This is a genomic window from Pseudonocardia pini (assembly GCF_013870575.1).
Classification (GTDB): domain Bacteria; phylum Actinomycetota; class Actinomycetes; order Mycobacteriales; family Pseudonocardiaceae; genus Pseudonocardia; species Pseudonocardia pini.
Window position 1 is genome coordinate 1 of sequence record NZ_JACBXB010000107.1, and the last position, 10,556, is coordinate 10,556.

Sequence of the window (10,556 nt, forward strand, 5' to 3'; positions counted from 1 at the left end):
CGCGGGACCACTGACCCGCGGTGACGCTGCGTCGCACGCCGCCGGTGAGGGCGTGGCGCACGAAGTCGCCCTCCGCCCCGAGCACGTGCGAGGGCTGGTCCGGCCTGCTCGCCAGCGCCGCCTTGCCCGCGCCCTCGAAGAAGCAGCGCTCCAGGAAGAAGGCGAAGGTGGAGCGGTGGGCGGACACGCCGTGGTGGACGATCGCCGCCGGCACGAAGACCCAGCCGAGGTCGAGCCCCAGCTCGTTGTTCATCCGCAGGCAGAGCTCGGTGTCCTCCGGCTCCGGGACGTCCCCGACCTTGCCGAAGTCGCCCGAGAAGCCGCCGACCGCGAGGAAGGTGCTGCGGCGGACCATCATGTTACCGCCCCACACGTTGCGCACGCGGGTCAGCGGGCGGTCCTTCGGGGTCATCCCGACGGCCCAGCCGAACTCCTCGGGGAACCACCCGGGCTCGCCGACGGTCCAGGTCGGGACGATCGCCCCGCCCGCACCCGCGGCGCCGGGCTCGCGCTCCAGGCCCGCCACGAGCCGCTCGACCCAGGCGTCGTCGGCGGTGGAGTCGTCGTCGAGGAACGCGACGTACTCGGTGGTCGCCGCCTCCGCGCCGGTGTTCCGACCGCCGGAGACACCCTGCGCGTACCGGTTCTCCAGGACCGTGACCCGGGAGACCTCGCGGCGCAGCCGGGCGGCGAGGCCCGGGTTGTGGTCCACGACGACGATCACCGGCACCGGCACCGTCTGCCCGAGCGCCGAGTCGATCGCCCCGGTCAGGGAGGCCCAGCGGTCCTCGGTGTAGCAGGGGATGACGATCGTGGCCGTGCCCGTGGCGTTCACGCCGCGTCCTGCGAGCCGTGCACGAAGGGGACGACGGGGTAGGTGCGGCGGTTCCGGGCGACCATCGCGTCGGCGAAGCGGTAGCGCCGCTCCTTGCGGACGGCGGTCAGCACGCGCCAGCCGTCGCTCCAGGTGGCCAGGTTGGACTCCCCGTTGCGGCGCTCGTGCTCGAAGCTGAAGACCTCGGCCACGCGCAGGTTGGCGCGGGCGGCGCGGCAGAACAGGATCGCCTCGATCTCGAACCCGTGGCCGTAGACCATCTCGTGGGTCTGCTCCGCGGTCTCGACGATCTCCTGGATCCCCAGCAGCGGCAGCACGTCGGTCCAGAAGGCCGCGTAGCCGTAGCAGAGCTCGCGCCAGTGCTGGTGGTAGATCCGGTTGGCCAGGAAGGTCAGACCCCAGTTGCCCGCGCGGCGCAGGGCGGTGAGGTCCAGCGATCCGCCGCCCGCCGCCGCCCGCGACCCCTTGACGACGTCGGCACCCGAGAGCAGCGCCCCCACCATGCCGGGGATCTCGGCGGGGTCCATCGACCCGTCGGCGTCGATCACGACGGCGATGTCGCCGGTGACGTTCGCGAACCCGAGCGCCATCGCGGCGCCCTTGCCCTTCGCGGACTGCAGTACGACCCGCACGTCCGGCCGCAGCCGCTTCGCCTCGGCGACGGTGTCGTCCGTGCTGCGCCCGTCGACCAGGACGACCTCGTGGAGGTCCGCGGGCATCCGGGTGAGGACCCACTCGAGGTTCTTCGCCTCGTTGAGGGTCGGCAGCACCACGCTGACCCGCGGGGTGCGGGTGCGCTGCCGGGTCGCGGCGGCAGCGGCGCGGATCGTGGTCTGCCGGACGAACTGCGGGTGGTGTCCGTTGAGGGCCGTGGGCTCCAGCGAGCGGGTCATGGTCGATCTCCTGGCGAGTGAAGGTGACCGTGCTTGGTCACTCAGCGCTCACCTCGTTGCGCTCCGAAAGTACGTTACGGCACGCGACGTGGGTCACTACGGCAAACGGACGATCTGATAGGGACTTTGGTCCCTTAATGGCTGGTAGAGAGGGGTGTTACCACCGGTAGTAGTGGAGTTGAGGCGCAGGGTGTACGCCTGAACGGAGTAGTCACGGTGAGGCCGAATCACGCTCCGTTGTCTCAGTGAGGAAGGGTAACCGTGGGTAACACTAGGCAAAGCCCAGGCAAAATACTACGGAAAGTAGTCATCCGGTCCGCTCCGAACGGAGGGGCGGATGACGGCGGGGACCGTCGTCGGAGTCAGGGGGCAGGGCCGAGCCTGACCCGGGTATCAGGTCCCGGCGGCCGGCACTCCCCTCCTCATGGCTGAAGCAGATGGCACGGACCCGGTGAGCCCTGCCGCCGAGCCCGACAGCGGTGCGCACGGCGCGGACGAGTCCCCGTCGCTGGGGTGGATCGGTGGGACCGGCGACCTGAGGGGATGGCAGTCCCCGACGGTCGGGTACGCCATCGACACCCCCATCGTCGACGACCCTCCCGCCGCCTCCGCGGCCCTCGCCGACGATGACGCGTCGAACCCCGGCTGAGCTCGGCTGGGACGGGCCGGTCCGGCTCAGCCGGATGTGGGAGTTCGTGCTGAACGAGGGGGAGACGGTCACCTTCGGCCAGATCGTCGGCGCGCGACACGTCGCCCTCATGAACACCGAGCCTGCCGTTCGCGCTGAGGCCACGCTGCTGGAGGTGCTGCTCCGGCGCCGTTTCACCGAGTGCGTGGGCTCCATCCGCAACGGGTTCATCAGCGCCCGCAAGCTCGGGGGAGTGGCCGCGGTCGCGGGGCGCGACGGCGGGGACGACCTGCACATCGTCTTCGACGCCGAGAACCCCGACCTGATGGCCGCCGAGGCGGTCTGCAGCGAGATGACCGAGCACGTCCGCCGGGTGTTCGCCGCGACGGGCCTCGCCGACGACCGCAGGCGCCTGATCGACGTCCTCTACTCCACGATGACCGCGGTCCTCTCCGTCGCCGAGCGCCTCTCCGCCATGGAGCCACGCGAGCGCTCCGCCGCCACCGCGTCGATGCGCGAGTCGATCGAGCGAGCCCGCGAGCGGGTCATGGCGCTCGTGCAGCGCCAGGCCCGGTACGTCTACTTCCGCGGCACCCTCATCGGCCTCGGCGCCGCCCTCGCGCTCGTCGTCGGCGTCGGTCTGCTGAACGCGTGGCTGTGGTCGGACATCGTCAGCACCTCCGCCCTGGTGGGCTCGACGGCGTTCGGCGCGGTCGGCGCCGTCGTCAGCGTGTTCCAGCGCATCTCGAAGGGCTCCCTCCGCCTGGACTTCACCGCCCCCTCCGGCCAACTGCGCATGCTCGGCGCCCTCCGTCCGGCGGTGGGCGCCGTCTTCGGCGCCATCGTGCAGTTCGGCCTGGTCAGCGGCCTCCTGGGCGCGACCGGCGCCCAACCCCCCGCAGCCTTCGGCGTCTTCGCCGTCCTCGGCTTCGCCGCGGGGTTCAGCGAACGCTTCGCCACCGACATGGTCGAGAGGGCGGGCCAGGTGCTGTCGGCGGCGGGTGCGGATCAGGACGGCGCGGACGTGAAGCCGGTGGGGGTGAGCAGGAACGTCCGGGTACGGCGGTAGGGCGCAAGGCCGGCTGGTCGGGTGGCATCAGCAACCGAGTCCTCCGGCTCCCTCGACGTCGCACCGCTCCGGACGTCGTGCTGGACGATCGCCCGGGCGGCACCCCGGAGGCGGACCGCTGCCGCGTCGACGAAGCGCTGAGCCAGATCCTGACCGCACAGGGCCTTCCCGAGATCTCCTCCGGCATAGGCCTCCACACCGGCCTCGTCGTCGCCGCCAGTACTCGATCATGGGCGACCCGGTGAACGTCGGCAGCCGAGTGTGTGGGCAGGCCGCAGCGGGGAGGTGGTGTTCACCTCGGCCGTCACCGAAGCGGCGACACACCTAACCGACGCAACGGAGCGGCCGGACATGGTGCCGAAGGGAGTGGCGGAGAGGGTGGTGCTGTTCGCGGTCAGTCGGTGAGCAGGGGGGCGTGAAGTGGACTAAGCATCCGCTCGAATGCGCCCGCCGGCCCTGTGCAGTTCAAGCCGCGAGTGGGATTGCGTTCGCACAGCGCCAGGCCCGGTACGTCTATTTCCGTGGCGCCGTGGACTGCCCAGGTGGATTACTCCGCTCGGCGGCCAACCACATGCGTGCGAACAGTCGCCGTCGTCAACTATGAGGATCTGTTTAGTCGTTGAGTAACTCAGGGGATGCGAGCGGCGACAAGCGTTGCGTAACTCCCCGATCACCCTGCGAGCTTTTCCCCAAAGCCGGGGTCACTCATCTTAAAGGACGGTCCACTGTGGGCATCTTCTCCACCAAGCGCGCCAAGGCCATCACCGGCGGCATTGTCGGTGTCGGTATCGCCGGTGGCGCGGCACTCGCCGCGATCCTGCTCACCACCACGATTGAGGGCAACGCGTCGGTGTCGTCGGAGACCATCGCCCGCAGCGTCGAGGTCACCGGCTCCGGCAAGGGCACCAACCTGGACTGCTCTGACATCAAGGTCTCGACCGACTCCGGGACCGTGACGGTCAACCCGAAGCTGATCATCCAGAACGGCCAGGGTGGCACCTGCACTTTGAAGGCGAAGCTCAACAACACCGGCGACCAGCCGCTCACGATCACGAAGTTCGACCTGCAGGGCCCGGCGGGCTGGACCATCGCTCCTGCCGTCGGCACCGCGGTCGGCCAGTCCATCCCGGCCGGCCAGTCCGGGCAGGCCGAGGCCGTCGTGACCGCCACCGGTACAGCACAGGGCGGCGCCGTCACGGGCACCTTCCAGGTGTCCGGCGGCTCTACCCCCACCGCGGGTTCGCCGCTCGCTCCGGCCAACGGCGGCGCCAAGGGCTGACCTGTAACAGGGTCGGACGAGGATTCGAGCGCCTTACCCGTCTCATCACGGGTTCGGCGATCGAGATGGCCCTGCGAGGTCGTCGACTTCATCGCCACTAGGCGAAGCGCATGGAGATGCTCCGCTCGGCAACCCGCTGAGCGGGGCATCGCAAAAGCCTGTTCCACCACTGTTCCGCTAGTACAACGAATTCCAGGACGGACGCCAGATGACCCGCACCGCCGCCACCACCCGACGCATTGCGATCATCGGTGCGCTTACTGCAGTCGGCTTCGGCGCTGTGTCCGTGGCAACCGCGGCCGTCCTGCTGACGACCAGTGTGACCGGCACAGCCACGATCAAGACCGTCCCCGCCCCTGCCGAGCCGAAGATCGCGCTCTCCGCGTCCGGAACACAGAACGAGGGCCTCGACTGTCGCCAGGTCGGCGTCTCCGCCGATTACACGACACTCACCCTCAAGCCGGTCCTGACTCGTACCGAGGGGCAGGCCGCTGCGACGGAGACGTGCACCCTGACCTTCCGCCTACGGAATGTCGGCACGGTCCCGGTGCGCCTCGATGTCGCGGCGACGACGATCAGTGGCCCGTCTGGGTGGACGGCCTCGGCACCTGATGGCGACGCGACTGCGGACATCGCGCCCGGCGCGGTCAAGACAGCCACGGTCACTGTGACGGCTGCGGCGACTGCGACCGAGGGTGCGTTCTCGGGGCAGTTGGTCTACGTCCCCGGGTCGGCTGCTGCGGGCAGCTGATCGCACCGCGCCTGTTGATCGCGGACGGGAACTTCGCGGGCGGGACCTGCTGGTGGTCCCGCCGATACACCGGTTCCACACCCAGACCGGCCGACCACGTCGGCTCAATCCCCTTATGCAGATCTGTGCGCCGAACCTGAACGGGTCGGCGCGGCTGTCTGAGCGGGCGTTCGACGTCGCGGTGGGCGGTCTCGCGCTGTTCCTGGTCTCGCCGCGCGTCCGCACTTAGTGGACCAGTTCTCCGCGGAGTTCGACCGCTACGCCCACCGGCACCGTGTGCAGTCCGGGCTGACGGGGTTCGCGCAGGTCTCGGGCCTGCGGGGCAACACCTCGATCGCGGACCGGGCGCGGTTCGACAACTACTACATCGAGCACTGGTCGCTGTGGCTCGACATGAAGATCATCGTGCGGACCTTCTCCGAGGTCCTCTTCGCCCGCGGTCGCTGACCAGCCGTAACGACGCGCCGGCACGGACACGACTCACTCGTGACGTGCCGGCGTTCCGCTGCCCGACCACAGGAGTACCCGATGCCCCCTCACAGCCGCTCGGATGATCCGAGCCTCCGGGTGGGGACGGAGTCGACGAAGCGTCGCTCGCGGGCACGGAAGGTCCTGATCGGCGTGCTCGTCACCGTCCTGGCCCTGCTCCTGCTCGCGGCCGCCGGGATCTACGCGCTCACGGAGAACCTCGGCAACAACGTCTCCCGGGTGCCGGGCGCGTTCGCGGGCATCCCCGAGGAGACCCGCCCGGCCGAGACGAGCGCCACGACGTTCCTCCTCATCGGCACCGACAGCCGGGCGGAGGCCCCCACCACGGGCACGGACGCCGCGGCCGGCGTCGACGCGGGGTCGCAGCGGTCGGACGTCGTCATGCTCGCGCGGGTGGCGGCGGACGGGCAGAGCGCGGCGGTGACGTCGATCCCGCGGGACAGCTGGGTGGACATCCCCGGCCGCGGGAAGAACAAGATCAACGCGGCCTACGCGTTCGGCGGGGCGCCGCTGCTGATCCAGACCGTCGAGAACCTGACGGGCGTGCGGGTCGACCACTTCGGCGTGATCGACTTCGCGGGGTTCCAGCAGATGGTGGACTCCGTGGGCGGGATCGACGTGCGGGTCGCGGCGGCGACGAGCAACGCCGGCGTCGACTTCCACGAGGGCCTCAACCACCTCGACGGGGCGCAGGCGCTGGCCTACGTCCGGCAGCGCTACGACCTGCCGGGCGGTGACCTGGACCGGGCCAAGCGCCAGCAGAACGCCTTGCGCGCCTTGCTGTCGAAGGCGGGGGAGACCATGTCGAACCCGGCCGGGCTGTACGACCTCGTCGAGGCCACCAGCCAGACCGTCAGCGTGGACGACACCCTGTCCAACGGCGGCCTGCGGGACCTGGCGCTGGAGATGCGCGGTCTGCGACCGGGTGGGGTCGTGTTCACCAGTGCCCCGGTCGCGGGGCTGGGGCGCGAGGGCCCCCAGTCCGTCGTCTATCTCGACGACGAGGCGGGCGCGCAGCTGTGGGCGGCCTTCCGGGACGGGACGATGGTGCAGTACGTGGCCACGCACCCGACCGAGGCGCTCGCGGGCACGCCGAACTGAGCACGTACTCCATTCACGTCAGGTCGGGGGACCAGATGCCACACCATGTCCGCGTGCCACCGGAGGGCGAGACCTTCCGGCTGCTGTTCGTGTGCACCGGCAACATCTGCCGGTCGCCGGTCGCGGAGATCATGGCCCGGCACATCCTGATCGGGGCGCTCGGCGGCCGCGAGGCGAGCCGGTTCCCGATCTCGAGCGCCGGGGTCGGGGCGGTCGTGGGGGAGATGATGCACCCGCAGACGCGGGACGAGCTCTCGCCGTGGGGGCTGGACGGGCTCGTCGCGGGGGAGTTCCGCGCTCGGCAGCTGCGGTCCGCCATGGTCCGCCGGGCCGACCTCGTGCTGGGGGCGAACGTGCGGCACCGGAGCGCGATCGTCGAGCGGGAGCCTGCCGGGTTGCGGACGACGTTCGCGCTGCGGGAGTTCGCCGCGTTGGTCGACGCCGTCGACGAGCGGATGCTGCCCGCGGACGACCCGGTGAAGCGGGCCACCGAGCTCGTCGACCAGGCCAGGATGCTGCGGGGCATCGTGCCGATGGATCCCGAGGACCTGCGCGTGCCGGACCCGATCGGTCGCCCGCAGTCCGCGCACCGCGAGGCCGTGGAGCTGGTGACGGACGCCGTCCACCGGATCGTGCGGCGCTTCGTGCCTGCGCGGTAGCGCTCCCGCTCCTCCGGACTGCGCCGCCGACACGACGGAGGTGGCTTCCGGGGGCTGTGACGGAGTACCCCGGACCCCGGTGCGACCTGTCCACTTCGGCCACTGCAGAGCCTCTGAGCAGCCGCGATAGGGCTTGATCGGGTCGTCTCGGACGGGTAGGGTAGAACGTATGTTCGACTTCGACGAGAGGCCTGCCGCTCCGGCGGCCGTCTCGTCGTGGGTGCAGATCGACGACCAGATGGGCTCGCTGCTCGAGGCGGTCGACGCGGCGGGCGGGCTCTCCGCGGCCCTGGCCCAGCTGGGGCGCGAGGTCGGTCGGGAGCTCGGCGACTCCTTCGCGGAGGTCTCCGATGCGGAGCTGGTGGACCGGATCGTGGAGGAGGAGCGGCTCGCGCGGGTCCACGCGGCGCGGCGGACCCGGTTGGTCGCGGAGCTGCGTCGGCGTCGGCCGGGGGACGAGCGTGGGGTCTCGCAGGTGGACGAGGCGTTGCCGATCTCCCGCTGGGCGCCGGACGAGCTGGGGTGCGCGCTGGGGCTGTCGCGGCTCACCGCGAAGAGCAGGCTGTACGAGGCGGCGCGGTTGGAGTCGCTGTTCCCCGGGGTCCTGCGTGCGTGGGAGGAGGGGCGGATCGACGAGGCCCGCGCCCGCGCGGTGCACGACGGCACGCTGTGCCTCCCGGACGAGCTGGCGCGCGCCGTCGAGCCGTTGGTCCTGCCCGATGCGCCGGAGCAGACCGCCGCGCAGCTGCGGGCGGCGGTGCGAGAGGCGGTGCTGCGGGTCGATCCGGAGGGGGCCAACCGGCGTCACCGGGAGTCCCGCGCCGCGCGCCGGGTCGAGGTCTACTCCGATGAGGACGGCATGGCCGTCCTGCGCGCGATGTTGCCGGCGACGGACGCGGAGGCGGTGTGGCACATGCTGACCCGTCTCGCGAAGAGCCTCGAGGACGACAGGTCGCTCGACCAGCGCCGGGCCGACCTGGTCGGCGACCTCCTGCTCGGCCGTCTCACGCTCACCGACCTGCGGCAGGGGGAGGCGGAGGACCCGGCCCGGCCGGCCGCGTCGGGCACGCTGGTGCAGGTGGTGGTGGGGCTGGACACGCTGACCGGCGCGTCGGAGGAGCCCGCCCACCTCGTCGGCTACGGGCCCATCCCCGCCGACCTCGCCCGCGAGGCCGCTGCGGACGGCGTGTGGCGGCGGTTGGTCACCGATCCGCTGTCCGGGGTCCTGCTGGACCACGGGCGCACCACCTACCGGCCGCCGAAGGCGTTGGCGGACTTCGTCCGCGCCCGTGACCAGGTCTGTCGCTTCCCCACCTGCTCCCGGCGGGCCATCGACTCCGAGCTCGACCATCGACATCGCTGGGCCGATGGCGGCCACACCTCCGAGCCGAACCTCGCCGGTCACTGCAAGCACCACAACCTGCTGAAGGAACGGCCGGGTTGGCGGGTGCTCGCGCACGCGGACGGCCGGTTGACGTGGGTCGCCCCCACGGGGTACCGCCGTGTCAGCAGGCCGTTCGACTACCGGCCCTTCACGGCGCCTCGGCGCGAGGTCCCGCCCGGGCCTGCGTCGGACTCGGGGCCGCCGCCGTTCTGAGGCGCCGGGTGACGGTGAACGGGCCGGCCCGAACCCTTTTGGGGTCGCAGGCCTTTCGGTCGGCGTAACACCTCACCGAGTGTCGTAGTGCACTCACCGAAACGAAGGCTGTCGGTGCTGGTCAGGGGCTCGTAGCCTGTGTCACATGGCGTGGTGGGGATGGATGGTCGTGGGCTGGCTGGCCCTCGGTCTCGTCGTCGCGCTCGCCTTCGGTCTGCTGGCCCGGGGTGGGCGGCGTCGTGAGGAGGCCGAGGCGCCCCCGTGAGCCGGAGGTGTTCCCCGAGCCGCGCGAGCCCGCGGCGGGCGAGCACCGTCCTCGGCCGGTGCCGCGCAGCCGTCGCTGAGGGCCGTGTGAGGTCGGGCCGCGCGCTCGCGTTCTGCCGTTCGGTCCAGTCACAATGGCCACATGGCTCGTCACGCCCGACCGGAGGCCGAGCCCGCTGACGTGCCCGAACGCTTCCATCTGCTGTTCGTGTGCACAGGCAACATCTGTCGCTCGCCCGCGGCCGAGATCATGGCCCGACACCTCCTCGTCGGTGGCCTCGGCGGCCGGGAGGCGCAGCGTTTCGAGATCGCGAGCGCCGGGGTGAACGCGGTGGTCGGCGAGATGATGCACCCCGACACCCGGGACGAGCTGAGCCCCTGGGGGCTCGACGGGATCGTGGCCGGGCGGTTCCGTGCGCGGCAGCTCCGATCGGCGATGGTCCGCCGCGCCGACCTGGTCCTCGGGGCCTCCGTGCGGCATCGGAGCGCCGTCGTGGAGCGCGAGCCTGCAGGCCTGCGGACGACGTTCGCGCTGCGGGAGTTCGCGGCGCTCGCCGACGCCGTGGACGAGCGGATGCTGCCGCCGGAGGACCCGGTGAAACGCGCCCACGAGCTGGTGGACCAGGCACGGAGGAGACGGGGCCTGGTCCCGCTCGATCCCGAGGACCTCGCGGTCCCGGACCCGATCGGCCGCCCCCAGGAGGCCCACCGCGCGGCGGTGCACCTGGTCACGGACGCCGTCTACCGGATCGTCCAGAAGATCGTGCCGCACCGGTAGTCGAGCACTCACTCTGGGTCAGAAGTCCATACGCAGTTCTCACACCTCGCCGGATCCCGAGACCTCGTCAGGCTGAGAGGTCGACACCGGGCGGGGGGCTGGGTTGTGGCGGACTGGCGTGGGCACGGTCGAACGGTGTTGCTCGCCGCGGTCCCGGTGCTGGTCGTGGCAGGCCTCGTGGTGATCGGGCTGTGGGGTGCGGGCCGGGCGTCG

Annotated in this window: 12 protein-coding genes; 10 read left to right on the forward strand and 2 right to left on the reverse strand. The window is 71.3% G+C overall.

Annotated features, from left to right (window positions below):
- The coding region (locus H5J29_RS09280) for a glycosyltransferase family 2 protein (protein WP_181780515.1) at nucleotides 1-835 on the reverse strand (835 nt) is incomplete at its 3' end.
- Entirely contained in the window at nucleotides 832-1,728 is an 897-nt protein-coding gene (locus tag H5J29_RS09285) for a glycosyltransferase family 2 protein (RefSeq protein WP_181780516.1), read from the reverse strand. The genes H5J29_RS09280 and H5J29_RS09285, both read right to left, overlap by 4 nt.
- 424 nt (nucleotides 1,729-2,152) lie before the next feature.
- Here H5J29_RS09285 and H5J29_RS09290 point away from each other — a divergent pair, with 424 nt between their 5' ends.
- The 10 genes from H5J29_RS09290 (at nucleotide 2,153) to H5J29_RS09335 (ending at nucleotide 10,343) form a co-directional block, all read left to right on the forward strand.
- The gene (locus H5J29_RS09290) at nucleotides 2,153-2,377 is read left to right on the forward strand and encodes a hypothetical protein (RefSeq protein WP_181780517.1); all 225 of its coding nucleotides are present in this window, start codon (nucleotides 2,153-2,155) and stop codon (nucleotides 2,375-2,377) included.
- A complete protein-coding gene (locus tag H5J29_RS09295) occupies nucleotides 2,355-3,425 on the forward strand; it encodes a hypothetical protein (protein WP_181780518.1) in 1,071 nt (356 codons plus the stop codon). Before H5J29_RS09290 ends, H5J29_RS09295 begins: the two co-directional genes overlap by 23 nt.
- Before the next feature lie 77 nt (nucleotides 3,426-3,502).
- Nucleotides 3,503-3,670, forward strand: coding sequence for a hypothetical protein (locus H5J29_RS09300; protein WP_181780519.1), 168 nt, complete (start codon nucleotides 3,503-3,505; stop codon nucleotides 3,668-3,670).
- A gap of 482 nt (nucleotides 3,671-4,152) precedes the next feature.
- Nucleotides 4,153-4,704, forward strand: a complete 552-nt coding sequence (locus H5J29_RS35810) for an NEW3 domain-containing protein (protein WP_181780520.1) — start codon at nucleotides 4,153-4,155, stop codon at nucleotides 4,702-4,704.
- Nucleotides 4,705-4,912: 208 nt separating this feature from the next.
- Complete coding sequence (locus H5J29_RS09310; RefSeq protein ID WP_181780521.1) at nucleotides 4,913-5,455, forward strand: NEW3 domain-containing protein; 543 nt, start codon at nucleotides 4,913-4,915, stop codon at nucleotides 5,453-5,455.
- 228 nt (nucleotides 5,456-5,683) lie between these two features.
- Nucleotides 5,684-5,902, forward strand: coding sequence for a sugar transferase (locus H5J29_RS09315; protein ID WP_181780522.1), 219 nt, complete (start codon nucleotides 5,684-5,686; stop codon nucleotides 5,900-5,902).
- Between the two features lie 174 nt (nucleotides 5,903-6,076).
- A complete protein-coding gene (locus tag H5J29_RS09320) occupies nucleotides 6,077-7,045 on the forward strand; it encodes an LCP family protein (RefSeq protein ID WP_312858131.1) in 969 nt (322 codons plus the stop codon).
- A 53-nt stretch (nucleotides 7,046-7,098) separates the two neighbouring features.
- Nucleotides 7,099-7,704 (forward strand): arsenate reductase/protein-tyrosine-phosphatase family protein, encoded by a 606-nt coding sequence (locus H5J29_RS09325; RefSeq protein ID WP_181780524.1) that lies wholly within the window; start codon nucleotides 7,099-7,101, stop codon nucleotides 7,702-7,704.
- A gap of 169 nt (nucleotides 7,705-7,873) precedes the next feature.
- Nucleotides 7,874-9,301, forward strand: coding sequence for an HNH endonuclease (locus H5J29_RS09330; protein ID WP_181780525.1), 1,428 nt, complete (start codon nucleotides 7,874-7,876; stop codon nucleotides 9,299-9,301).
- A gap of 406 nt (nucleotides 9,302-9,707) precedes the next feature.
- Nucleotides 9,708-10,343 (forward strand): arsenate reductase/protein-tyrosine-phosphatase family protein, encoded by a 636-nt coding sequence (locus H5J29_RS09335; protein ID WP_181780526.1) that lies wholly within the window; start codon nucleotides 9,708-9,710, stop codon nucleotides 10,341-10,343.
- Nucleotides 10,344-10,556 lie beyond the last annotated feature (213 nt).

Coding starts and splice junctions, on each gene's coding strand:
- H5J29_RS09285 (WP_181780516.1), bottom strand. CDS start 1,728: ATGACCCGCTCGCTGGAGCCCACGGCCCTCAACGGACACCACCCGCAG.
- H5J29_RS09290 (WP_181780517.1), top strand. CDS start 2,153: ATGGCTGAAGCAGATGGCACGGACCCGGTGAGCCCTGCCGCCGAGCCC.
- H5J29_RS09295 (WP_181780518.1), top strand. CDS start 2,355: ATGACGCGTCGAACCCCGGCTGAGCTCGGCTGGGACGGGCCGGTCCGG.
- H5J29_RS09310 (WP_181780521.1), top strand. CDS start 4,913: ATGACCCGCACCGCCGCCACCACCCGACGCATTGCGATCATCGGTGCG.
- H5J29_RS09330 (WP_181780525.1), top strand. CDS start 7,874: ATGTTCGACTTCGACGAGAGGCCTGCCGCTCCGGCGGCCGTCTCGTCG.
- H5J29_RS09335 (WP_181780526.1), top strand. CDS start 9,708: ATGGCTCGTCACGCCCGACCGGAGGCCGAGCCCGCTGACGTGCCCGAA.